The sequence below is a fragment of the Mesorhizobium sp. B1-1-8 genome (genome assembly GCF_006442795.2).
GTDB lineage: Bacteria > Pseudomonadota > Alphaproteobacteria > Rhizobiales > Rhizobiaceae > Mesorhizobium.
On the sequence record NZ_CP083956.1, the window covers coordinates 1,914,271 to 1,939,034 of the forward strand.

General features: G+C 65.2%; 19 protein-coding genes. 11 read left to right on the forward strand and 8 right to left on the reverse strand.

What is annotated here, in order from left to right:
- Positions 1-30 precede the first annotated feature (30 nt).
- Positions 31-2,349 carry a Tex family protein gene (locus FJ974_RS09380; protein ID WP_140529978.1) on the forward strand — a complete coding sequence of 773 codons (2,319 nt, stop codon included), beginning with the start codon at positions 31-33 and terminating at the stop codon, positions 2,347-2,349.
- On the opposite strand, the gene FJ974_RS09385 is transcribed toward FJ974_RS09380, so the two are convergent.
- The gene (locus FJ974_RS09385) at positions 2,350-3,261 is read right to left on the reverse strand and encodes a LysR family transcriptional regulator (protein ID WP_140529980.1); all 912 of its coding nucleotides are present in this window, start codon (positions 3,259-3,261) and stop codon (positions 2,350-2,352) included.
- Between the two features lie 101 nt (positions 3,262-3,362).
- Between FJ974_RS09385 and FJ974_RS09390 the strand changes: the two genes are divergently transcribed.
- The 9 genes from FJ974_RS09390 to FJ974_RS09430 all read left to right on the forward strand — a co-directional run bounded on the left by FJ974_RS09390 (position 3,363) and on the right by FJ974_RS09430 (position 17,114).
- Positions 3,363-4,559: an acyl-CoA dehydrogenase gene (locus FJ974_RS09390; protein ID WP_140529982.1), complete on the forward strand. Its 1,197-nt coding sequence runs from the start codon at positions 3,363-3,365 to the stop codon at positions 4,557-4,559.
- A 106-nt stretch (positions 4,560-4,665) separates the two neighbouring features.
- On the forward strand, positions 4,666-8,025 hold the full coding sequence (locus FJ974_RS09395; protein WP_140529983.1) for a DUF2126 domain-containing protein: 3,360 nt from the start codon (positions 4,666-4,668) through the stop codon (positions 8,023-8,025).
- A 6-nt stretch (positions 8,026-8,031) separates the two neighbouring features.
- Positions 8,032-10,443, forward strand: coding sequence for a circularly permuted type 2 ATP-grasp protein (locus FJ974_RS09400; RefSeq protein ID WP_140529985.1), 2,412 nt, complete (start codon positions 8,032-8,034; stop codon positions 10,441-10,443).
- A gap of 120 nt (positions 10,444-10,563) precedes the next feature.
- Positions 10,564-11,448: a transglutaminase family protein gene (locus tag FJ974_RS09405; RefSeq protein WP_140529986.1), complete on the forward strand. Its 885-nt coding sequence runs from the start codon at positions 10,564-10,566 to the stop codon at positions 11,446-11,448.
- Between the two features lie 97 nt (positions 11,449-11,545).
- Positions 11,546-12,505, forward strand: a complete 960-nt coding sequence (locus tag FJ974_RS09410) for a glycosyltransferase family 2 protein (RefSeq protein WP_140529988.1) — start codon at positions 11,546-11,548, stop codon at positions 12,503-12,505.
- 74 nt (positions 12,506-12,579) lie between these two features.
- Positions 12,580-13,671, forward strand: coding sequence for a DNA topoisomerase IB (locus FJ974_RS09415; RefSeq protein WP_140529989.1), 1,092 nt, complete (start codon positions 12,580-12,582; stop codon positions 13,669-13,671).
- Between the two features lie 109 nt (positions 13,672-13,780).
- Positions 13,781-14,155, forward strand: coding sequence for a YciI family protein (locus tag FJ974_RS09420; protein ID WP_140529991.1), 375 nt, complete (start codon positions 13,781-13,783; stop codon positions 14,153-14,155).
- The gene (locus FJ974_RS09425; protein WP_140529992.1) at positions 14,152-15,426 is read left to right on the forward strand and encodes an RNA polymerase sigma factor; all 1,275 of its coding nucleotides are present in this window, start codon (positions 14,152-14,154) and stop codon (positions 15,424-15,426) included. Before FJ974_RS09420 ends, FJ974_RS09425 begins: the two co-directional genes overlap by 4 nt.
- Before the next feature lie 173 nt (positions 15,427-15,599).
- Entirely contained in the window at positions 15,600-17,114 is a 1,515-nt protein-coding gene (locus FJ974_RS09430) for an aldehyde dehydrogenase family protein (protein WP_140529994.1), read from the forward strand.
- Between the two features lie 46 nt (positions 17,115-17,160).
- On the opposite strand, the gene FJ974_RS09435 is transcribed toward FJ974_RS09430, so the two are convergent.
- From FJ974_RS09435 to FJ974_RS09465, 7 genes are all read right to left on the reverse strand, one after another.
- Complete coding sequence (locus tag FJ974_RS09435; RefSeq protein WP_140529995.1) at positions 17,161-18,237, reverse strand: ABC transporter ATP-binding protein; 1,077 nt, start codon at positions 18,235-18,237, stop codon at positions 17,161-17,163.
- Positions 18,224-19,162, reverse strand: coding sequence for a PfkB family carbohydrate kinase (locus tag FJ974_RS09440; RefSeq protein ID WP_140529996.1), 939 nt, complete (start codon positions 19,160-19,162; stop codon positions 18,224-18,226). The genes FJ974_RS09435 and FJ974_RS09440 overlap by 14 nt, the downstream gene beginning before the upstream one ends.
- Positions 19,162-20,178 carry an SIS domain-containing protein gene (locus tag FJ974_RS09445; protein WP_413468337.1) on the reverse strand — a complete coding sequence of 339 codons (1,017 nt, stop codon included), beginning with the start codon at positions 20,176-20,178 and terminating at the stop codon, positions 19,162-19,164. The genes FJ974_RS09440 and FJ974_RS09445 overlap by 1 nt, the downstream gene beginning before the upstream one ends.
- 2 nt (positions 20,179-20,180) lie before the next feature.
- Positions 20,181-21,026 carry a carbohydrate ABC transporter permease gene (locus tag FJ974_RS09450; RefSeq protein ID WP_140530000.1) on the reverse strand — a complete coding sequence of 282 codons (846 nt, stop codon included), beginning with the start codon at positions 21,024-21,026 and terminating at the stop codon, positions 20,181-20,183.
- Entirely contained in the window at positions 21,026-21,910 is an 885-nt protein-coding gene (locus tag FJ974_RS09455) for a carbohydrate ABC transporter permease (RefSeq protein ID WP_140530001.1), read from the reverse strand. Before FJ974_RS09455 ends, FJ974_RS09450 begins: the two co-directional genes overlap by 1 nt.
- 78 nt (positions 21,911-21,988) lie before the next feature.
- The gene (locus FJ974_RS09460) at positions 21,989-23,227 is read right to left on the reverse strand and encodes an extracellular solute-binding protein (protein ID WP_140530003.1); all 1,239 of its coding nucleotides are present in this window, start codon (positions 23,225-23,227) and stop codon (positions 21,989-21,991) included.
- A complete protein-coding gene (locus tag FJ974_RS09465) occupies positions 23,227-23,385 on the reverse strand; it encodes a hypothetical protein (RefSeq protein ID WP_181177011.1) in 159 nt (52 codons plus the stop codon). Before FJ974_RS09465 ends, FJ974_RS09460 begins: the two co-directional genes overlap by 1 nt.
- 65 nt (positions 23,386-23,450) lie before the next feature.
- On the opposite strand from FJ974_RS09465, the gene FJ974_RS09470 reads away from it, so the two are divergent.
- Positions 23,451-24,653 carry an ROK family transcriptional regulator gene (locus tag FJ974_RS09470; protein WP_140530005.1) on the forward strand — a complete coding sequence of 401 codons (1,203 nt, stop codon included), beginning with the start codon at positions 23,451-23,453 and terminating at the stop codon, positions 24,651-24,653.
- Positions 24,654-24,764 lie beyond the last annotated feature (111 nt).

Genomic DNA, 24,764 nt, shown 5'->3' on the forward strand with positions numbered 1-24,764 from the left:
TGGTCGCCGCTCTTTTCGACAGGGATCGCCATGGCATCAGACATCAAGCGCATTGCAGCAATCATCGCGGCCGAGATCGGCGCGCGGCCGGAACAGGCCGCGGCTGCAATTGGGCTGCTCGATGAGGGCGCCACGGTGCCGTTCGTGGCGCGCTACCGCAAGGAAGTCACCGGCGGGCTCGACGACACGCAGTTGCGCGATCTTGCCGAGCGGCTTGCCTATCTGCGCGAGCTCGATGCGCGCCGCGAGACGATTCTCGGTTCGATCCGCGAGCAGGGCAAGCTGACCGAGGAGCTGGAGGCCAAGATCGCAGCGGCCACCACCAAGGCAGAGCTCGAAGACATCTACCTGCCCTATAAGCCGAAGCGGCGCACCAAAGCAGAGATTGCACGCGAGCGCGGGCTCGGGCCGTTGGCCGAGGCTATTCTCGCCAACCGTTCGGCGGTGCCGGCCGAGCTCGCGCAAGCCTATGTCGGCGGCGAGATCGCGGACGTGAAGGCGGCGCTCGAAGGCGCGCGCGACATCCTGTCGGAGCAGTTTTCGGAGAATGCCGATCTGGTCGGCAAGCTGCGCGCCTACATGAAGGAACGCGCCTTCCTGCGCGCCCGCGTCGCCGATGGCAAGCAGGAGGCCGGTGCTAAATTCTCCGACTATTTCGATCATGTCGAGCGCTGGTCGGGCGTCCCCAGTCACCGCGCCCTGGCCATGCTGCGTGGCCGCAACGAGGAGGTGCTGTCGCTCGACATCGAGGTCGATGCCGACGATGCATCACCGGTGAAGCCGGTAGAGCGCATGATCGCCAATGCCTATGCGATCGGCGCCAGCCTGCCGGGCGATCGCTGGCTGATGGAGGTCGCCGGCTGGACCTGGCGCATCAAGTTGTCGCTGCATCTGACGCTGGATTTGATGCGCGATCTGCGAGAGCGGGCCGAGGAGGAAGCGATCCATGTCTTCGCCCGCAACCTCAAGGATCTGCTGCTGGCTGCACCTGCCGGCTCGCGGCCGACCATGGGGCTGGACCCAGGCATCCGCACCGGCGTCAAGGTGGCGGTGGTCGATGGCACCGGCAAGCTGGTGGCGACGACGACCGTCTATCCGTTTCCGCCGAGGAACGATGTGCGCGGCACGCAGGCGGAACTCGCGGCGCTCATCCGCCAGCACAAAGTCGAGCTGATCTCGATCGGCAACGGCACCGGCAGCCGTGAGACCGAGAAGCTGGTTGCCGACATGCTGTCGGACCTGCCTGCCGGTTCCGGACCGAAGCCGCTCAAGGTGATCGTCAGCGAGGCGGGCGCCTCCGTGTATTCGGCCTCGGCGGCCGCTGCGGCGGAATTCCCCGGCCTTGACGTATCGCTGCGCGGCGCGGTGTCGATCGCCAGGCGGCTGCAGGATCCGCTGGCCGAGCTGGTCAAGATCGAGCCGAAGTCGATCGGCGTCGGCCAATACCAGCACGATGTCGATCAGTACCGGCTCGGCCGCTCGCTGGAAGCAGTGGTGGAGGATGCGGTCAACGCCGTCGGCGTCGACCTCAACACGGCTTCGGCGCCGCTTTTGGCGCGGGTTTCCGGTCTCGGGCCGTCGCTTGCGGAGGCGATCGTCGCGCATCGCGATGCATCCGGCCCCTTCGCCAGCCGGAAGGACCTGCTCAAGGTATCGCGCCTGGGACCTCGCGTGTTCGAGCAAAGCGCCGGGTTCCTGCGCATTCCGAACGGCTCCGAGCCGCTCGATGCGTCATCGGTACATCCGGAAGCCTATGGCGTGGCGAAGAAGATCGTAGCCGCCTGCGGCCGTGACGTGCGCGCGCTGATGGGCGACAGCGCGGCGCTGAAGGCGCTCGACCCGCGAGTCTTCGTCGATGAGCGTTTTGGTTTGCCGACAGTGCGCGACATCATCGCCGAGCTGGAGAAACCCGGCCGCGACCCGCGCCCCGGCTTCAAGACTGCGACCTTTGCCGAGGGTGTCGACGACATCAAGGACCTTAGGCCCGGCATGCAGCTTGAAGGCACCGTCACCAATGTCGCTGCCTTCGGCGCCTTCGTCGACATCGGCGTGCATCAGGATGGCCTTGTGCATGTCTCGCAATTGGCCGACCGCTTCATCAAGGATGCGCATGAGGTGGTGAAGGCCGGCGACGTCGTGAAGGTTCGCGTCGTCGAGGTTGACATCAAACGCAAGCGCATAGCGCTTTCGATGCGCAAGGATGGCGACGGCGGCGCTCCCCGAAGCGGACCGCGCGACAATGGCGGCGGCAAACCTGCGCCACGTTCGCCAGCGCCGCAGCGTCAGCCCGAAAGGCCGTCGCAGGGCGCGTTCGGCGCGGCGCTCGCCGAGGCGATGAAGCGGAAATAGCTACCAGGCCAGGACAGACAGCTCCTTGCCGATCTGACCCAGCAGCCAGTCGCGAAAACTGGCGACCGGCGGGTGGCCGCACTTGTCGTGCGGCACCACGAGATAATAGGCGCTGCGGCTTTGCATCGGCGTGCCCGGCGCTGGCACCAGTTGCCGGCGCTGCAATTCTGCGGCAATCAGGATTTCCGGCAGCAGCGCCACTCCGAGGCCTGCCATGCAGGCCTGCGCGACCGTGCCGAATTGCTCGAACTGCATGCCCGGACCGGTCGGCGCCTCCAGCCCTTGGTGGTCGAACCATTCGCTCCAGGCGCCGGGGCGGGTCGCCATGTGCAGCAGCGGCAGGCGGCCGATATCGGCCGGCGTGGCGATGGCGCGGCTGGCCAGGAATTCGGGCGAAATCACCGGCATCACGGTCTCGCGCATCAAAAGCGTCGATTCCGCCTCCGGCCAGTCGGGCATGCCGTGATGGATGGCGGCGTCGAGCCGCTCGCGGGCGAAGTCGAAACGGCCGATGCGGGTGGCGAAGTTGATGGTGATATCCGGATGGCGGGCGACAAAATCCGGGATCAGCGGCATCAGCCAGCGCGTGCCGAAAGTCGGCAGGATGGCGAGGTTCAGGATGCCGCCATGCCGATTGCTCATCAATCCGAGCGCAGCGTCGCGCAACTGGCCCAGCGCTGAACGCACCGCTTCGGCGTAGATTTCGCCAGTCGCCGACAGCCTGACATTGCGGCTGTCGCGTTCGAACAGGCGGCGTCCGAATTGTTCTTCCAACAGGTTAATCTGCCGGCTGACGGCGCCTTGGGTCAGGTCGAGTTCGCGCGCGGCGGCGGTGAAGGAGCCAAGGCGCGCCACCGCCTCAAAGGCGGCAAGGGCGCTGGTGGTCGGTAACAGGCGACGCTGAACATTCATGATCCATTACTATTGCTCATTGATCGCCGACGCAATTTCGTTTGATTTTTTCCATGCGGAGGCCGATAAGCCGGGCACTGACCCTTTCCGAGGACATCGCCATGGCCGCCGAAAAGAATGCTTTCGTCTGGAACGATCCCTTCCTGATCGAGGATCAGCTTTCCGAGGACGAGCGCATGGTGCGCGACGGAGCGGCGGCATTCGCCGCCGACAAGCTCGCGCCCCGGATCGAGGAGGCGTATCTGGAGGAAAGGACCGATGCCGGCATCTTTCGCGAGATGGGCGAGGCGGGTCTGCTCGGCATCACCATCCCGGAGGAATATGGCGGCCTCGGCGCCAACTATGTGACCTATGGGCTGGTCGCGCGGGAAGTCGAGCGCGTCGATTCCGGCTACCGCTCGATGATGAGCGTGCAGTCGTCGCTGGTCATGTACCCCATCCATGCTTACGGCTCGGAAGAACAGCGCAAGAAATACCTACCGAAATTGGCGTCGGGCGAATGGATCGGCTGCTTTGGCCTTACCGAGCCGGATGCCGGCTCCGATCCGGGCGGCATGAAGACCCGGGCCGAGAAGACGGCGAACGGCTACAGGCTCTCTGGCTCCAAGATGTGGATCTCCAATGCGCCGATCGCCGATGTGTTCGTCGTCTGGGCCAAGCTGAAGGGTGATAACGGCAAGGACGAGATCCGCGGCTTCGTGCTGGAGAAGGGCATGAAGGGGCTTTCGGCGCCGAAAATCGGCGGCAAGCTGTCATTGCGCGCGTCGATCACCGGCGAAGTGGTGATGGAAGGCGTCGAGGTCGGCGAAGAGGCCTTGCTGCCCAACGCCAAGGGCCTCGGCGGTCCGTTCGGTTGCCTCAACCGGGCGCGCTACGGCATTTCCTGGGGCGCGATGGGCGCGGCGGAAGATTGCTGGCACCGGGCACGGCAATATGGCCTCGACAGGAAACAGTTCGGCAAGCCACTCGCCGGCATGCAACTGTTCCAGAAGAAGCTCGCCGACATGCAAACCGAGATTGCGCTGGGCCTGCAGGGATCGTTGCGCGTCGGGCGGCTGATGGATGAAGGCAAGATGGCGCCGGAGATGATCTCGATCGTCAAGCGCAACAATTGCGGCAAGGCGCTCGACGTCGCTCGCCAGGCCCGCGACATGCACGGCGGCAACGGCATCCAGATCGGCTATCACGTCATGCGCCACGCGCAGAATCTGGAGACGGTGAATACCTACGAAGGCACGCATGACGTGCATGCGCTGATCCTCGGAAGGGCGCAGACCGGGCTGCAGGCGTTTTTCTGAGCCGGCAAGGCTGCCTAAATTAGGTGCAGCGCAACATCTCTGCTTGGAGAATGGCCAGCATCTATGTCAGGGTTCGGCGAACTGAAACGCCGAACTTCGGGGCACCATGGCAATTCTGGCAGCCGTCCACCACCTGACCCATTACAAATACGACCGTCCGGTCGTTCTCGGTCCCCAGGTGATCAGGCTGCAGCCGGCGCCGCATTCGCTCACCAAGGTGCTCAGCCATTCGCTGAAGGTCGAACCGGCGAACCATTTCGTCAATCTGCAGCAGGATCCTTACGGCAACTTCCTCGCCCGCTTCGTCTTTCCGGAGCCGGTGACGGAATTGAAGATCGAGGTCGATCTCGTCGCCGACATGACGGTCTACAACCCGTTCGATTTCTTCGTCGAGCCGTCGGCCGAGATTTTTCCTTTCGACTATCCGGAAGAGATCCGCGACGACCTCGCCATCTACCGGACGCCGGAGCCGGCCGGGCCACTGCTTTCGGCCTTCCTCAAAACCATCGACCGCAGCCCGAAGAACACCGTCGATTTCCTCGTCGATCTCAATGCGCGGCTGCAACGCGAGATCGCCTATATCGTGCGCATGGAGACCGGCGTGTTCTCGCCGGAGGAGACGCTGGCCGCGGCCAAGGGCTCGTGCCGGGATTCGAGCTGGCTCTTGGTGCAGATCCTGCGCAACCTCGGCATCGCCGCACGTTTCGTCTCCGGCTATCTGATCCAACTCAAGCCCGATCTCGTCGCGCTGGACGGGCCGCCCGGAACGGCGGTCGACTTTACCGACCTGCATGCCTGGTGCGAGGTCTATATTCCGGGCGCCGGCTGGATCGGTTTCGATCCGACCTCCGGGCTGCTCACCGGCGAAAGCCATGTGCCGCTGGCGGCGACGCCGCATTTCCGCAACGCCGCGCCCATTTCCGGCATGGCGAGCTTCGCCAATGTCGATTTCGGCTTCGACATGCGGGTCGAGCGCATCGCCGAGCACCCGCGCATCACCAGGCCGTTCTCCGACGAGAGCTGGCAGGCGCTCGATGCGGTGGGAAACAAGGTGGATGCCGCGCTGAAGGAAGGCGATGTGCGCCTCACCATGGGCGGCGAGCCGACCTTCGTGTCGATCGACGATTTCGAGTCCGATGAATGGAACACGGCAGCCGTCGGCCCGACCAAGCGCGAAAAGGCCGATGAGCTGATCCGCCGGCTGCGCGAGCGTTTCGCGCCGGGCGGTTTTCTGCATTATGGCCAAGGCAAATGGTATCCGGGCGAAAGCCTGCCGCGCTGGACTTTTTCGTTGTACTGGCGCGCCGACGGCGAGCCGGTGTGGAGCGACCCGTCGCTGATCGCGCGCGAAAAGAGCGACGCGAAAATTGGACCGCAGCAGGCCGAAAGCCTGTTGACGGCGATCGCCGGCGAGCTCGGTATCGACAAAGCGATGGTCAGCGAAGCCTATGAGGATCCGGCCGAATGGCTGCTCAAGGAAGGCAAGCTGCCTGACAATGTCGATCCATCCAACTCCAAGCTGGAGGACCCGGAGGAGCGCAGCCGCATGGCGCACGTGTTCGAGCGCGGGCTGACCAAGCCGTCGGGCTATGTGCTGCCGGTGCAGCGCTGGAACAGCCAGGCGGAAGGCATGCGCTGGCGCTCGGAGAAATGGAAGACACGGCGCGGCCGGCTGTTTCTGGTGCCGGGCGATTCACCTGTCGGCTACCGCCTGCCGCTCGGCACGCTGCCCTATGTGCCGCCGGCGCAGTTTCCCTATATCGTGCCGGTTGATCCGTCGGTGCCGCGCGGAGTGCTGCCGGCGCGGGAAGCGATCCTGCCTTCCGCCGCCCCTGCCGAACTGGAAGGCGCCGACGAGATGGCGCGCCGCCAGCAGGCGGTGTCCTTCACCGCGGCGACCGGCCAGCAGGACCGCGTCGAGCAGGAAATCACCGAGATCGGCGGCGCGGTGCGTACAGCACTCTCGGTCGAGCCGCGCGACGGGCGGCTCTGCGTGTTCATGCCGCCGGTCGAGGCGCTCGAAGATTATCTCGAACTGGTGGCGGCGGCCGAGAACGCTGCCAAAGCGATCGGTCTTGCCGTCCATATCGAAGGCTACGGTCCGCCGCACGATCCGCGCCTCAACGTCATCCGCGTCGCGCCGGATCCGGGCGTCATCGAAGTCAACATCCATCCCGCCGCCAACTGGCAGGATTGCGTCGCCACGACCACGGCAATCTACGAGGAGGCACGGCAGTCGCGGCTCGGCGCCGACAAGTTCATGATCGACGGCCGCCACACCGGCACTGGCGGCGGCAATCATGTCGTGGTCGGCGGCGCGACCCCCAACGACAGCCCGTTTCTGCGCCGGCCGGACCTGTTGAAGAGCCTGGTGCTGCAATGGCAGCGGCATCCGTCGTTGTCCTATCTGTTTTCGGGCCTGTTCATCGGCCCGACCAGCCAGGCGCCGCGCTTCGACGAGGCGCGCCACGATTCGCTCTACGAACTCGAAATCGCGATGGCGCAGGTGCCGCATCCCGACCAAGGCGCGGCACCGTTGCCGTGGCTCGTCGACCGGCTGTTCCGCAACCTGTTGACCGATGTCACCGGCAACACGCACCGATCCGAAATCTGCATCGACAAATTGTTTTCGCCCGACGGCCCGACCGGCCGGCTCGGACTGGTCGAGTTCCGCGGCTTCGAAATGCCGCCCAACGCGCGCATGAGCTTGGCGCAACAGCTTCTGGTCCGCGCCATCATCGCGCGCGCCTGGAAGGCGCCGCTCGACGGTCGTTTCGTGCGCTGGGGCACATCGCTGCACGATCGGTTCATGTTGCCGCATTATGTCTGGGCGGATTTTCTCGACGTGCTGGACGACCTCAAGCTCAACGGCTTCGAGTTCCTCCCGGAGTGGTTTACCGCGCAGCTCGAATTCCGCTTCCCCTTCTGCGGCGAGGTGCGGCATGCAGGCGTCAAGCTGGAGCTGAGGCAGGCGATGGAACCCTGGCATGTGATGGGCGAGCAGGGCGCCATCGGCGGCACCGTGCGCTTCGTCGATTCCTCGGTCGAGCGGCTGCAGGTGAAGACTGAAGGTCTGAACCCCGAGCGGCACGCTGTCGTCTGCAACGGCCGCATCGTGCCGATGAAGGTGACCGATAACCGCGAAATCGCGGTTGCCGGTGTGCGCTTCAAGGCCTGGCAGCCAGCCTCCGGCCTGCACCCGGCGCTGCCGGTCAACACGCCGCTGGTCTTCGACATCTACGACCGCTGGTCGGGGCGCGCGGTCGGCGGCTGTGTCTACCACGTCGCGCATCCCGGCGGGCGCAGCTACGACACCTTCCCGGTCAACGGCAACGAGGCGGAAGCGCGCAGGCTCGCCCGGTTCGAGCCGCGCGGCCACACGCCCGGCGGTTATGTTCTGCGCGCCGAAGAAGCCCCTGAAGAATTCCCCATGACCCTTGACCTCAGGCGGCCGGCAAGACTCTGATCAGCGATGGCAAAAGGGAATCATAAACGGGCGGGCGGAAAGCCGCAGGCGCACAGCCTGCTGCAGCACTATCAGCCGATCGACGGCGTCATCGACGAGATGGTCGACGCCGCCGGCAATCCGCGCCCCGCCTGGCGGCCTTTCATCGAAGCGCTGGACGATCTGGGCGCGGACCAGCTCGGGCAGCGCTTTGCCCGCGCCGACCAGTATCTGCGCGATGCCGGCGTCTATTACCGCGTCTACGACAAGGCCGGCGCCAAGGAACGCGAATGGCCGCTGGCGCACATCCCGCTGCTGATCGAGGAAAAGGAATGGGCCGAGATCAGCGCCGGCCTCGTCCAGCGCGCCGATCTGTTCGAGGCGATCCTGGCCGACATTTACGGGCCGAACCGGCTGATCGAGAAGGGCATCGTGCCGGCCGGGCTTATCGCGGCCAGCCCGGAATTTTTGCGGCCCGTGGCCGGCACCCGACCGGCCAGCGGCCATTTCCTGCATTTCTGCGCCTTCGAGCTTGGCCGCGGTCCGGACGGCCGCTGGTGGGTGCTGGGCGACCGCACCCAGGCGCCGTCGGGCGCCGGCTTCGCGCTGGAGAACCGTGTCGCCACGACGCGCGCGCTTTCCGACATCTATGGCGAGATGCATGTGCATCGGCTTGCCGGCTTCTTCCGCCGCTTCCGCGATGCGCTGAACGGCATGGCGAAGGAGTCCGGCGGCCGCGTCGCCATCCTGACGCCGGGGCCGCTCAACGAGACCTATTACGAGCACGCCTATATCGCCCGCTATCTCGGTATCATGCTGCTCGAGGGCGAGGACCTGACCGTCTCCGGCGGCCGGCTGATGGTGCGCACCGTTTCCGGCCTGATGCCGATCGGCGTGCTGTGGCGGCGGCTCGACGCTGCCTTTGCCGATCCGCTGGAGCTCAGGCCGGAATCGCAGATCGGCACGCCGGGGCTGGTCGAGGCGATCCGGCGCGGCACCGTCTCGGCGGTCAATGCGCTGGGCTCGGGCCTGATGGAGACGCGGGCGCTGCTCTCCTTCCTGCCGCAGATTGCGCGGGAATTGCAGGGCGAGGATCTCAAGCTGCCGAACATCGCGACATGGTGGTGCGGGCAGGAGGCAGAGCGCGCCCATGTGCTCGCCAACATCGACCGCATGGTTATCGGTCCGGCGCTGTCGACGCGGCTCGCCTTCGAGGATGATGGCGCGACGCGCCTGGGCTCGGTGCTTTCAGCCGGCGAGCGGGCGGAACTTATCGCGCGGATCGAAACCGACGGCGCCGGCTTCGTCGGCCAGGAAGCGGTGACGCTCTCGACCACGCCCGTCTTTGTCGACGGCTGGCTGGAGCCGCGGCCGGCCAGCCTGCGCGTCTATCTGGCGCGCACGCCGCAAGGCTGGACGGTGATGCCCGGCGGCTTTGCCCGCGTCGGCCTCTCGCTCGACCCGACGGCGATCGCCATGCAGCGCGGCGGCCAGGCGGCAGACGTCTGGGTGGTCAGCGACAGGCCGGTAGAGCGAGAGACGCTGCTGCCGCAGGAGCATGAGGGCTTCACCCGCACCATGCCGGGCAGCCTGCCAAGCCGGGCAGCGGAAAACTTGACATGGCTTGGACGCTACATCGAACGCTCTGAAGACACGGTGCGCGTGCTGCGCGCCTATCACGTCAGGCTTGCCGAGACCTCCGATCCGGAAATGCCGCTGCTTGCCGACATAGAGGATTATCTCGAGCCGTTCGGCATCGACGTCCATTCGGCGATCCCGTCGGGGCTGATCGGCACGCTGGACAGCGCCGTCTACAGCGCCGGGCAGATCCGCGACCGTTTCTCGCCCGATGGCTGGCTGGCGCTGAAGGATCTGTCGAAGACCATCCATAAATTCGCCGAAACGGTCGCGCCCGGCGATGACGCGACGCGGGCCATGACGGTGATGCTGCGCAAGCTCGCCGGCTTTTCCGGCCTGCTGCACGAGAACATGTACCGCTTCACCGGCTGGCGCTTCCTGGAGATCGGCCGCCGGCTGGAGCGGGGCATCCAGATCGCACGCACGCTTGCCCGGCTGACCGCAAAAGGCGCGCCGGATGGTGCGCTCGACATGATGCTGGAGATCGGCGACAGCGTCATGACCCATCGCCGGCAATATCCGGTGCAGGCCGGGCGGCGCACGGTGATCGACCTCCTGGCGCTCGATCCGCTCAATCCGCGCTCCATCCTGTTCCAACTCGAGCGGCTGAAGGCCGAGATCGGCATGCTGCCTTCGATCGGCGGCGAGGGGCACATGTCGCCGGCCGCCAAGGAAATCCTGCAGCTCAACACCGCGATCGCCATCATGGAGCCGTCGGACATGACCGAGAAGGTGCTCGACGACCTCGCCAACCAGATCGGCGACCTCTACAGCAGCCTCGCCAAAGCCTATTTCGGGTAGAGCATTTCCAGCGAAAAGGGATCGCCTCCAATGCTTTGTCTATTTGCGCAATTCCGGACGCAAGGCTACGGCGAAGCCGCCGAGCCCAACCGCTACGCACTTTTGCTGGAATTGCTGTAGATGCTCTACGACATCAGGCTGCACCTGCACTACGACTACGCCGGCGCCGCCGGCGGCGGCCGGCACCAGGTGCGGGTGCTGCCGCAGACGATCGCCGGCGTGCAGCGGGTGATCGCCGCCTCGCTTTCGTTCGCGCCGATGCCGGCCGAGCGCGCCGATTTTGCCGATTTCTTCGGAAACAACGTCACCGCGATCGCCTTTCGCGAGGCGCATGAGGAGCTCGACATCCGGATGAGCGCGCGCGTGTCGGTCGCGCGGCCGGAGCCCGGCCTCGACGTCTCGCCCGACATCCATAGGCTGACAATGGAAATCGATGCGGTGCGCTCGCTTTCGCCCGCCGCGCCGCATCATTTCCTCGCCGCCAGCGACCATGCCGGCATTGATGCGGCGATCACCGCCTATGCCCGCGACAGCCTCGCCGGTTCGACCGTCGCCACCGCGATCGATCTCTGCAACCGCATCCATCGCGATTTTGCCTATGACAGCAAGGCAACCACCGTGCAGACACGAGCCAGCGATGCCTACGCGCTGAAACGCGGGGTCTGCCAGGATTTTTCCCACATCATGATCGCTGGCTTGCGCGGGCTTGGCATCCCCGCCGGCTATGTCAGCGGCTTCCTGCGCACCATTCCGCCGAAAGGCAAACCGCGGCTCGAAGGGGCGGATGCCATGCATGCCTGGGTCAAGGCCTGGTGCGGCCGCGACGCCGGCTGGCAGGAATTCGACCCGACCAACGGCATGCGGGCCAGCAACGACCATATCACCGTCGGCTATGGCCGCGACTATTCCGACGTGGCGCCGATCGTCGGCGTGCTGAAGACCACCGGCGGCCAGGTCGGCGAGCAAGCGGTCGACGTCATTCCGGCGGCGGCCGAGAAGGTGTGACGCGTCGACAGGCAAGGATTTCTTCTTGCTATACGGCCGATATCCTGACAAATGAAGGTTCTATGCTGCCGCTATATTAGCTGCAGGGGGTTCTTCATTGACAGCAGTCAGCATCATCATTCCGGCACACAACGCGGCTTCGACCATAGTTAGGACGCTGGCATCGCTTGCTTCGGAATCTGAAGTCATCGGCGAGGTGCTTCTGGTTGACGATTCCTCGTCCGACGATACAGCGGCTGTCGCTACGGATGCGGCCTCCCGCCTGGCATTGCCGCTGCGCATCATCAAGTCGAGCTGCCGGGACGCGGGCGGATCCAGGAATCTGGCGCTGGAGCAGGCTCGCTTTCCCTGGATCTACATGATCGATGCCGACGATCTGCATCTGGAAAAAGGCCTGCGGACATTGGTTTCCAGGACCAGGACCCGGCCAGGCGCCGACATGGTGGTCGGCGCTTATTGCCGGCGGACGGATGGCAGGGATCGGCAGGTCAAGACACCCTTTGGTTACACAGACGCCGGGCTGGCCAATGCCTCGGCATATCTCAACGGCCAGATACGGTCGATCGCTGTCGGCAGCGCGCTTGTTTCGCGCGGCGTCATCGGCGAGACGCGATTCCCGACCGGGCTCGCTTATGATGAGGATACGTTGTTCTGGGCGTGTGTGATGAGCAGGGCCTCGCTTGCGGTCGTGACACAGCCGATCCTCATCTATTTCGTATCGGCGGAGCGCTCCGACGACCGCTTCACCATCAGGCCTGCACAGCGCTTCCTCGAATGGCGCCTGGCGCTGCGCGAACTCGAGACCTGCGGCATCGCAAAATCATCCTTGAAGGCCAGGGAAGGGCTCGTCGCCCTGAAGATCGCGCGTGTCCACTATGCGCGAGGCGATTTGCATATGGCCGCGAAATTCCTGGCGGTTGCCGAGGCTGCGCCGAAGGCTCCAGCCGACATCTGGCGCTGTATTCGCTATCGGCTGAAGATCGCGGCGCGGCGCTACTTTTCGATATCGAAGCCGAACGGTGCGCACCTGACCCGTCCCGCGAACCGGCAAGCCTGACAGAGCCGTCGCCTGCGGCACGGAACCAGCGCCGCTTGCGGAGCTTATCTGTGGACGAGTTCCACGGAGCCTTCATGCTGCAGCGATCCCAATCGTCCCTTGACCGTTCGGCGCCCGAGGACGACGCCCAGGAGAACGGTGCGCAAAATTCGGCCGAGCGCGCTTCGCTGACCTATGTCAGCGACGCCGATCCCGGCATCCGTCGGCTGAGGAAAGGCAAGGGCTTTTCCTATCTGGGGGCCAACGGCCGCCCTGTCGATGAGGCGACGCTTGCCCGCATCAAGTCGATCGTCATTCCGCCGGCCTGGACGGATGTGTGGATCTCGCCCGATCCGGACGGCCATATCCAGGCGACCGGCCGCGACCAGCGCGGCCGCAAGCAATATCGCTATCATTCGCAATGGACCGAGGAGCGGGACGGCGCCAAATATTCCAGCCTCGTCGCTTTCGCCGAGGCGCTGCCTGGTCTCAGGCGACAGATCGACGCCGATCTGCGCCGCCACGGGCTGCCGTTCGAGCGCGTCGTCGCCGCGGTCGTCTGGCTGCTCGACAACACCATGATCCGCGTCGGCAATACGGCTTACGCCCATGACAACAAGAGCTTTGGGCTGACCACGCTGCGCGACCGTCACGTCGACATCGAGGGCTCCAGTCTGCGCTTTGCCTTCAAGGGCAAGTCCGGCAAGGAATGGAAGCTGAAGCTCGTCGACCGCCGTATCGCCAGGATCGTGCGCGGAGCGCAGGATCTGCCGGGCCAAAAACTGTTCCAGTATCTCGACGAGGACGCAAACCGGCGGCCGCTGCGCTCCGACGACGTCAACCGCTACATCCACGATGTTGCCGGTCCGATGTTCAGCTCCAAACATTTCCGGACCTGGGGCGGCACCATTCACGCCGCATCGCTGTTTGCCCAGACGGAGCTTCCCGAAAGTGCCGCGCAGCAAAAGCGGGTGGTGAACACCATCATCGACAAGGTCGCCGAACGGCTGGGCAACACGCGCGCCGTCAGCCGCAAATGCTATATCCACCCGCTGGTGTTCGAGGCGTGGTCGCAAGGCCGGCTGCTCGGCGAAATGGCGGAAGCCAGCAGGCGAAAACACCTGATAGAGGGCCTCGACGAGGAGGAGACGCTGGTGCTCAGATGGCTGCAATCGCGCGGCGCCTGACGCGCGGCTGCGTGGACAGGCAAGCCGGTGATCGCCCGGCAAATTTTTTATCGACGTGGTGTCGGGAAGGGTCTTACTGTCTCGTCCTTTGATATGGAAAGGACCCGCCATGCTTTACGCCATCCTCTGCTATGCCTCCGAAGACGTCGTCTGCTCCTGGAGCAAGGAACAGGACGACGAGGTCATGGCAAAGCTTCTCGACGTGCAGGACAAATATGCCAGGGCCGGGCGGCTTGGGCCGGTGGCGCGGCTGTTGCCGACTACCGCCGCGACGACGCTGAGGAAGGTCAAAGGCGAATCGATCGTGCTCGACGGCCCGTTCGCCGAAACCAAGGAACAGTTCCTCGGTTTCTACACGCTAGAATGCAATGATCTCGACGAAGCCGTGGCGTTCGCGCGCGAGCTTTCCGAAGTAAATCCGAGCGGTGGCTCCTACGAGATCAGGCCGATTTCCATCTTCAACCCCGCCAAGGCCGCAGCATGAGCGAACTTGCCTGGATCAGCAACGCGATCAGCACCGCCCGTCCGCAGGCGATGGGCGCGCTGCTGCGCTACTTCCGCGACCTCGACGCCGCGGAAGAGGCTTTCCAGGATGCGTGCCTGAGAGCGCTCAAGAACTGGCCGAAAAACGGCCCGCCGCGCGATCCGGCTGCCTGGCTGATCTTCGTCGGCCGCAACAGCGGCATCGACGCGGTGCGCAAGCGCGCCAAGCAGGCGCCGATGCCGGAAGAAGACCAGATCTCCGATCTCGAAGACGCCGAGAGCGACATCGCCGAGCGGCTGGACGGCGCGCATTATCGCGACGACATCCTGCGGCTCTTGTTCATCTGCTGCCATCCGGACCTGCCGCCGACGCAGCAGATCGCGGTGGCGCTGCGCATCGTCTCCGGCCTCACGGTCAAGCAGATCGCGCGCGCCTTCCTGGTCGGCGAAAGCGCCATGGAACAGCGCATCACCCGCGCCAAGGCGCGCATTGCGGATGCCGGCGTGCCGTTCGAGACGCCGGGCGCGGTCGAGCGCTCGGAGCGGCTCGCCGCGGTCGCCGCCATGGTCTACCTGATCTTCAACGAGGGCTACTCGACCAACAGCGGCGAGGCGCCGGCGCGCGCGCCGCTCTGCGAGGAGGCGATCCGGCTCGCCCGGCTGCTGCTCAGGCTGTTTCAGCAGGAACCGGAGATCATGGGCCTGACCGCGCTGCTTTTGCTGCAGCATGCGCGGGCGCCGGCGCGCTTTGACGAGAATGGCGAAATCATCCTGCTCGAGGACCAGGACCGCAGCCTGTGGAGCCGCAAGATGATCGATGAGGGTCTGGCGCTGGTCGACAAGGCATTGCGCCATCGCAAGCCCGGTCCCTACCAGGTGCAGGCGGCGATCGCGGCACTGCATGCGCGGGCGGCAACCGCCGAGGACACCGACTGGACGGAGATCGACCTGCTTTACGGTTTGCTCGAACAGATGCAGCCATCGCCGGTGGTGACGCTGAACCGCGCCGTCGCGGTCAGCAAGGTGCGTGGTCCGGAGGCGGCACTTGCCATGATCGAGCCGCTGGAAGACAGGCTGTCGGGCTATTTCCATTTCTTCGGCCTGCGGGGCGGCCTGTTGATGCAGCTTGGCCGCAACGAGGAGGCGCGTGTCGCCTTCGACCGTGCGATCGCGCTCGCCAACACCGCTGCCGAGGCGGCGCATATCCGCATGCATATCGACCGGCTGATCAAGGAAAGCACCGAGCGTTCCCTGACTCAAAAGGCACACTGAATCTGCCTGGCCCAATTTCGCGCTTCCGGCTTGGACCATGCCGGGGTGGCGGTTCTTCCCTGAAACGAGTAATGCCACGCCATCAAGGCGCCGCGTGCCGGACGGCAGGACAAGGCATGGCGCAAGGCTTCCACTCTCGCCATATGAATGGCGGAATCCGAAAGGGACAAAATATGACGATAGCGACGGAAACGGCCTCACTTCTGGAAAAACTCGGCGTCGCCAGGGATGCGCTTTCCGGCGGCGATCTCATCGTGCGCAGCCCGGTGACGGGCGAGCAGATCGCGGCGCTGAGGTCGATTTCGCCGGCCGATGCCGGCAAGGCGATCGATGCCGCGCACCAGGCCTTCCAGGCCTGGCGGCTAGTGCCGGGGCCGAAGCGCGGCGAGTTGGTGCGCCTGCTGGGCGAGGAATTGCGGCAGCACAAAGCCGAGCTCGGCCGGCTGGTGTCGATCGAGGTCGGCAAGATCCCGTCCGAAGGCCTTGGCGAAGTGCAAGAGATGATCGACATCTGCGATTTCGCGGTAGGCCTGTCGCGGCAATTGTACGGCCTGACCATCGCCACCGAGCGCCCGGGCCACCGCATGATGGAGACCTGGCATCCGCTGGGCGTCGTCGGCGTCATCTCGGCCTTCAACTTCCCGGTCGCGGTGTGGTCGTGGAATGCAGCACTTGCACTGGTCTGCGGCGACGCCGTGGTGTGGAAGCCGTCGGAGAAGACACCGCTGACCGCGCTTGCCTGCGAGGCGATCTTCAGGCGCGCCGCCAAGCGTTTCGGCGCCGATGCGCCGGAGGGTCTGCTTCAGGTGCTGATCGGCGATCGCGTCGCCGGCGAGGTGCTGGTCGATCATCCGAAGGTGCCGCTGGTCTCGGCCACCGGCTCGACCCGCATGGGCCGCGACGTCGGTCCCAGGCTGGCCAAACGCTTCGCCCGCGCCGTGCTTGAGCTCGGCGGCAACAATGGCGGCATCGTGACGCCCACCGCCGATCTCGATATGGCGCTGCGCGCCATCGCCTTCGGCGCCATGGGCACGGCCGGTCAGCGCTGCACGACGCTCAGGCGCCTGTTCGTGCATGACAGCGTCTATGACGCGCTGCTGCCGCGGCTGAAGAAAGCTTACCAGACCGTCTCGGTCGGCGATCCGCTGGAAGGCAAGGCGTTGGTCGGCCCGCTGATCGACAAGGCAGCCTTCGACAATATGCAGAAGGCGCTCAAGGAAGCCGAGGCGCATGGCGGCAAGGTGACCGGCGGCTCGCGCGTCGAGAACGGCCATCCGGATGCCTATTACGTGCATCCGGCGCTGGTCGAGATGCCGAAGCAGGTTTCGCCGGTTACGGAGGAGACCTTCGCGCCGATCCTCTATGTGATGAAATATTCCGATTTCGATGAGGCGCTCGAATTGCACAATGCGGTCGGCGCCGGACTATCGTCGTCGATCTTCACCCGCGACCTGCAGGAATCGGAGCGCTTCCTCGGCGTCGACGGTTCGGATTGCGGCATCGCCAACGTCAATATCGGCACCTCTGGTGCCGAGATCGGTGGCGCGTTCGGCGGCGAGAAGGAGACCGGCGGCGGCCGCGAGAGCGGCTCGGATGCCTGGAAAGCCTATATGCGCCGGGCCACCAACACGGTGAACTTCTCCAAAGCGCTGCCGCTGGCGCAGGGCGTGTCGTTCGACATCGATTGAGGCGTGCGCATTGCGGCATCTCCCGCGCGTGAGGTGCGCGAGCGGATCAAAGGGCCTTGCCGCTTGCCGGATCGAACAGGCGAAGCGCGTCTTCGTCGAAGGCGAAGCGGCACGGCTCGCCCTTGGCAAGAGGCGTCCGCGGCGGCAGGGTCGCGGTCAGCCGCTGCGCTCCGATCCGGGCGGTTGTGACCAGCTCGGGCCCGGTCAGTTCGATGACGTCGATCTCGACCGGGAACGCCGGTTCAGAAGCGCCGCCGCTTGCCAGGCGCAGCGCTTCGGGCCGCACGCCGACGATGACATCGGCGCCCTCCCGTACGGCGTCTTTGAAACGCACCGGCACCGCCACCCGCGCATCGGAGCCGGCAATGGCGAGTTGGCCTGCGTTGACGGTGGCGTTCAGCATGTTCATCGACGGCGCGCCAACGAAGCCGGCGACGTAGAGCGTCGCCGGATGATCATAGATCTCTTCGGGCGTGCCGAGCTGTTCGATGCGGCCGTCGCGCATGACGGCGATGCGGCTCGCCAGCGTCATGGCTTCGATCTGGTCGTGGGTGACATAGACGACCGTGGTCTGCAGCATCTGGTGCAGGCGCTTGAGCTCGGTGCGCATTTCAAGACGCAGCTTGGCGTCGAGATTGGACAGCGGCTCGTCGAACAGGAACACCTGCGGCTTGCGCACCAGCGCCCTGCCGATGGCGACGCGCTGGCGCTGGCCGCCGGAGAGCTGGCCAGGCTTGCGGTCGAGCAAGGCCTCGATCTGCAGCAATCTCGCCGCCTCGCGCACCGCCTTGTCGCGCTCGCCCGCGGCAACCTTGCGCATCTCCAGCCCGAAGCCGATGTTGCGGTGAACGGTCAGGTTCGGATAGAGCGCGTAGGACTGGAAGACCATGGCGATGTCGCGGTTCTTCGGATGCACGCCAAGCACCGAGCGGCCACCGATCAGCACATCGCCGCTCGTCGCCTCGGCCAGCCCGGCGATGATGTTGAGCAAGGTCGACTTGCCGCAGCCGGATGAGCCGAGCAGCACCAGGAATTCGCCGCTTTCCAAGGCGATGTCGATGCCTTTCAGCGTTTCGACGGCGCCGTAGTTTTTGCGGATATCGCGGATTTCAAGCGCGCTCATTGACGGCGTCCTCGAATTCTATCGGCCCGCCATAGTCGCGGGGCAAGGTTGAGATGGCGCGCGACGCCACCTGGACGGCCGCGGAAAGGCAGCTCATCAGCGGTCGCTCCTGCGCCAGTGCGGCCAGGAAAGCGGCATTGAAAACATCGCCGGCGCCGATTGTGTCGATGACTTTCACGCGCGGCGCCGCCTGTTCAATAAGTCGGCCGTCGCCGCCGATGGCGATCGCGCCCTCCGGCCCCCGCTTTACGACGACGACAGCACCTTTCTTCATGCCGTCACGGATCTTGCGCGCGGCTTGCGCCGGGCTCTCCAGCCCCGCCAGTGCCGTCGTTTCCACCTCATTGAGCAGCGCCAATTCGCAGCGTGACAGCCAACCACGCGCGGCGGCGCAGTTCGCCGCTGTCCAGCCGTCGATCGGCCAGCCGGTATCGAGCGCGACGGCGATATGATGCGCCTCTGCCCAGTCGAAAAACCTGTCGTAGTCGCGGGTGAGATCGTCGGTCAGGAAGGAACCACACAGCAGCGCATACCCGCCGGCAAGCCGCTTGCCGTCCAGCACGGCAAGCACGTCGTCCAGGCTGAAGCGGGGCAGGTGGCCGCGCGTGGTGAAGAAGGTGCGCTCGCCATCGGGATGGGTCATGCCGACCGACAGTGTCGTGCCTTCCGGATGGACCGGCCATTTTTCCGCGCGGGCGCCAAATGCCTCGCGCAGCCAGCGGCCGAACTGGTCGTCGCCGAGATTGGCGGCGATGTCGAAATCGATGCCGAGCGCCTGCCAGGCGAGCGCCGTGTTGCCGGCCTGGCCGCCGACGCGCAAATCGTCGTGGTCGACGACGGTCTCTGTCCCTGCCTTCGGCCAGGGCGCCACCGGGCCGACGATCAGGTCGACATTGACGTTGCCGATCACCGCGAGCGGCCGCATCATTCGCTCCGGGTGATCTTGGTGGTGCGGACCGGCGTGCCGGCATTGTCGACGCGGGCATCGGCAAAGGCGATCATCAGGCGCTGCGCCACCGGCAGCATGGCGAAGATCGCCGCCAGACCGACGGCCGGCTCGAAGGCCAGGGTCACGGCGCCTGCAACCGGCGGCTCGCCGGAGGCATCGAAGACAATCACCGGCGCGCCGGCCTCGACCACGGAAGCGGCCATGGCGGTGACGAGGTCGGCAGTCGCGTCGTTGCCGCGAAAGAGGATAACGCCGATTTTGGGCCCAAGCATTTCCATCGGCCCATGGCGAAGCTGGCCGCCTTCAAGCGAGAAACAGGGCAGCCGCGACAGTTCGGTCAGGCCGAGCGCCAGCGCTTCTGCCAGCCCTTGCAGGCCGCGGCCCGAGGTGACGACAGTCGCAACCTCGTTCAGCGCAGCCAGGGCATCATCGATTTCGACGGTCTCCGGGGCTCTAAGCGCCGCAAGCGCCCCTGCGGGATTCTCGCCGAGCGCCGCCAGGATGGCGAGGTGTAAGGCGAAGCTTACGGTCAGGCTGCGGGTCGCGGCGAAAGCAAGCTCGGTTCCGCCGGCGCCGACGAGGCAAGGAACCGTCCGACCGAGGAAGGAGCCGTCCTCCAGCGTCAGTCCGAAAGTGTCGTCGCGCCGGCCGGTCTCGGCGAACCAGCGCACAACCTCCGCGCTTTCGCCGGACTGCGAAGTGATGAGCACCGTTCGGCCGTCGAGCGGCAATGGCTGGCCGAGCTGCTCAGACAGCGGCAGCGCGACGGCGTCGATGCCATGCGCGCGATAGAGCGGCTCGACGGCGCGCCCAACGGCATGCGAGCCGCCCATGCCGAGCAGCAGCAGCCTGCCGCTCGCCTTGAGCGAGGCGGCGACCTTGCCGGCGATATCCTTGTTCCGGTCGAAGGAGGCAAGCGCATCTTCATGCTGGCGCGCCATTTCGCGGTCGATGGCGGCAAGGCCGGCCGGGCGGTTTTTTGCTTCAGTCATCATCATCCTTTCACGCCGCCGCTGGTCAGGCCCGAAATCAGCGCCCGCTGCATGACCAGGCCGATCAGCACCGGCGGCAACGCAGCGAGCACGCCGGCCGTGGCGATCAGCCCATAGTCGGAGACGCGGCCGCCGGCCAGATCGGCGATGGCGACGGTCAGCGTCTTGGCGCGCTGGTCCGAGGTAAAGAGCAGCGCATAGAAGAACTCGTCCCAGGCCAGCAGCACGGCAAACAGCGCCGATGTCCCGACCACCGGCGCGGCCAGCGGCAAAGTGAGGATGCGCCAGGTCTGGAACAGTCCGGCGCCATCGATCATGGCGGCGGCCTCGATCTCGCGCGGGATGGCGTCGAAGCCCGATTTCATCAGCCAGGTGGTGAAGGGCGCCAGGATTGTCAGATAGATCAGCGCCAGGCCGAAGACGTTGTTGAGCAGGCCGACATGCGACAGGCCCATATAGAGCGGCACCGAGAGCGCCACCGGCGGCAGCATGTAGGTGGCGATCACCATCGACAGCGACCAGCCGACCGAGGGCGTGCGCGACACCGCCCAGCCGGCGGGAACGGCGAGCAGAAGCGCGGCGAGCGTCGCCATGCCGGCGATCTCAAGGCTGTTGCGCAGCGATGCGGTGAAGGCGGCGCCGGCGCTGTTCTCGGCAATCGACAAAAGTTGCGCATAGCGGGAGAAGTCGGCGCTCTGCGGCCACCAGCGCAACGGCTTGGCCGCAAGGTCGGCCGCCGGCGAAATGCTCATGACGAACAGCCAGACCAGCGGCGCCAGGATCACGGAGGCAAGCAGGATGGCGCAGATATAGACGAAGACGGTAAAGGCCGGGTTCTTGCGTTCCATCAGGCCGCACTCCCCGCGGTCTTCCTGACCAGCGCGGCATAGGCGACGGCGAGCACGGTGACCAGCAAGGTGACGATCAGCGCCAGTGAGGCGCCGGAGCCGGCGCGCTGGAACGAAAAGGCCTCCTGGTAGACGAGGATCGACAGCGAGCGGGTGCTGTTGGCCGGCCCGCCGCGCGTCATCACCCAGATGATGTCGAAGACCTTGAAGGCCTCAATGGTGCGCAGCACCAGCGCCACCATCAGCGGCCCGGCGAGATAAGGCAGGACGACGAAGCGGAAACGGGCGAAGGGGCCGGCGCCGTCGACAAGTGCGGCGGCGGTGATGTCGCGCGGCACCGCCTGCAAGGCGGCGAGCGAAATGAGGGCGACCAGCGGAAAGTTCTTCCAGCAATCGGCGACGATCAGCGCCGCCAGCGCCGTGCCCGGCTCCCCAAGCCAGGAGCGGTAGGCGTCGATCGCGTGCAGTTGCGTTAGCGCCGCGTTCAGCGCGCCATATTCGGGATTGTAGATCAGCCGCCAGAGCGTGGCATTGACGACGGTCGGCAGCGCCCAGGGCAGGATCATCAGGCCGCGCAGCGCGGTGCGGCCGCGGAATTCCTGGTTGAGCAGCAATGCCGCAAGCACGCCGATCACCATCTCGGCGGCAACCGAAATGACCGCGAACCAGGTGGTGGTGGTGAGCGTGCGGCTGAAGTTCGAGCTCGACAGCATCTTGGCATAGTTGTCGAGGCCGACGAAATTGCCGGCCGTGCCGACCAGCTTGGCGTCGGTGAAGGAGAGGCCGACCGTATCGACGAGCGGCCAGCCGATGACGGCGACCATGACCACAAGCAGCGGCAGCATCAGCAGCCACGCGCGAGTCGTCATCCAGGTGCCCGACATGAGCAGCCTCTTTCCATCAGCAAAATTTGAGAAATAGCACGGACGGCACTATGCCGCCCGTGCGGGAAGAAGAGGCACTCAGAGTCCGCTGTTTTCGGCGGCCGTCTTCAGCGCGTCCTCAGGCGAGGTCTGGCCAAGCAGCGATTCCTGGATGGCCTGCTGCAGCGCGGTCGACAGTTCCTGATATTTCGGCGTGGTCGGGCGCGGATACATGGCGGCCAACCCGACTTTTGCCGTGGCGATCAGTTCCTCCTGGCCCTTGGTGACCGCCGGATCGTCATAGGAGGACGCCCAGATCGGCAGCGAGAGCTTGGCGTACTGGTTCTGCGTCTTCTGCGAGGTCATGAACTCGATATATTTCCAGGCCTCGTCAGGGTGCTTGCTGACGGCGGTGATGCCGAGACCCATCGAGCCGTTGACGGCCGAGACCTCGCTCTTGCCGGCGACGCCCGGCGCCGGCACCACGCCGACCTTGCCGGCTACCTTCGAGTCCTTCGGGTCGTTGGCCATATTGTACATGTAGGTCCAGTTGAGCGCGAAGGCGGCGTCGCCGTTCTCGAATACCTTACGGACGTCCTCTTCGAGGAATTCCTTGGAATTCGGATTGGTCAGGCCCGACTTGTAGCTCGCCACCATGTATTTCAGCGCATCGAGCCCGCCGCCATTCTGGAAATCGGGCTTGCCGTCCTTGAGGAAATCGCCCTTGTAGGCGCTGACCAGCGTGGCGTAGTCGCAGATCGCGGCTTCGGCCTGTGACCAGCTCCAGGCGATGGGGGTCTTGAGCAGGCCCTTGTCCTGGATCATCTTGGCTTGTTCGTTGAGTTCGTCCCAGGTTTTGGGCGGCGTCTTGATGCCGGCCTTTTCCAGGATTTCCTTGTTGTAGAACAGGTACTTGGTATCGAGAATCCAGGGCATGCCGTAATATTTGCCGTTGTATTGGACGGTGGTCCAGGCGCCGGGCAGCACGCCCTTCTTCATGTCGTCGGTGATCTTCGGCGAGACGTCGATCAGTACCTTGTTGGTCGCGTATTCGGCTGGCCAGATGACATCGAACAGCACGACGTCATAGCCGCCGCCGGAACCTTGCGCGAGCACAGTCTTGTCGTGCAGGCCCTCATAAGGGACGAATTCGAGATTGACCTTGACGTCCGGATTGGCCTTGGTGAAGGCATCCGTCATGGCGCGGACATCGGCCTCGCTGTAGGCGGCCTGCGCCATGAACAGCGCGTTCAATGTCGTTTCGGCGAAGGCGTGGGGGACAAACAGCCCGCCAACGAAGACCGCGCCCAGAAGTGTCTTACCGATTGATTTCAACATTAGTCTTCTCCCATTTTCGACATAGGCGATTTGGCGTCGACGGTAGCCGCCGCCTCCTCGAATTGTTGTCGCGTTGTGACCGGATCTGCCGGAACGGCGGTGGCGGCGAAGTTCGACTGCCCTGCCGTCTTTTTCTGCAACCGTCCCGTCTTCATCATTAAGTCAATTCGCTTGACTTAATTAGTCGATCAATCCTTTAATGGAGTCAAGAGGGGAAACAAAGATGCACGACATCAGCCCGATCCGCGCCAAAAGCGGCACCAACCAGGAAGGGACGAGCGCACATAACCGCCGCGTTATGATCGAGGCGCTGCGGCTCAACGGCGCGCTCTCGCGCGCCGACCTGGCACGGGCGACGCAGCTTACCAAGCAGGCGGTTTCCAACATCATCGAGGATCTCGAACTGGATGGCCTGGTGGTGGCGCTGGACACCGTGCGCAAGGGCAGGGGACAGCCTTTCACCCCATACAGGCTGGTGCCTGGGGGCGCCTTTGCCATCGGACTGCAGATAGACCGGCATTTGACGCGCGTGGTGGTGGTCGACCTTGTCGGCAGCGTGATGGCGCGAGCCGAAGCTAACCTGCCGTTCGACGAACCGTCGCAAGGCGTTGAGATCATCCTCGGTCTCATCGCCCGCGTCAGGCGCGAGCTCGCCGGCATTTCCGCCCAAGCCGAACGACGGCTGGTCGGATTGGGCGTCGCCATGCCGGGCCCGTTCGGGCTGAAGAATTCCGACGACAAATGGATGATGCCGGCCTGGCAGCAATTCCCACTGCTGGAGACGCTTGCGGCCGGCACCGGGCTGAATGTCGGACTTCAGAACGACGCCGCCGCCTGCGCCACGGCCGAGCGCATCGTCGGCGCGGCGCACGGCGTCGATCACGCCGTCTGCCTCTATGTTGGCTACGGTATCGGCGCCGGGCTCATTCTCAACGGCGAGCTCTACAGCGGCGGCAACGGCAATGCCGGCGAAATCGGCATGGCGCTGCTGTCGCCGGCCGGTCCCGGCGCGACGCCGCTGGAGCACCGCGCCTCGCTTGCCTCGCTCTACCAGCATCTCGGCCTGAACGCCGCCGATGAGCACCTCTACCAACGGCTGGACGCGCTGGCGCTCGCAGAGGACCCAAAGGTGATAGGCTGGATCGAGGATGCCGCGCACGATCTGCGCTGGAGCGTGCATCTGATCGAAACGATCTTCGACCCGCAGACAATCATCCTGACCAGCGGCGCGCCGGAAGCGCTCGCGCGGCGTCTGCTGCAGGCTATGCACCCGCTGCTGCCGTCGATCGCCGACCGCCCCGAGCGGAGATTGCCTCGCCTGCAGCTCGGCATCACCGATCCCTGGGCGATCGCCGTGGGCGCCGCGGCCGAGCCGATCAGCCGGGCCTTCGATCCGCGCTTCTCGGCGATCCTGAAGGCGGGATAGGCGGCCTGGCCGGAGTATCAGTTTGCCGGCTGTCCAACGCAGGCGGCGAAGGCCGCATCGGCGAGCTTGACCGCCTGTGCCATAACGTACTCGCCGTAGAGTTCGTTCGAA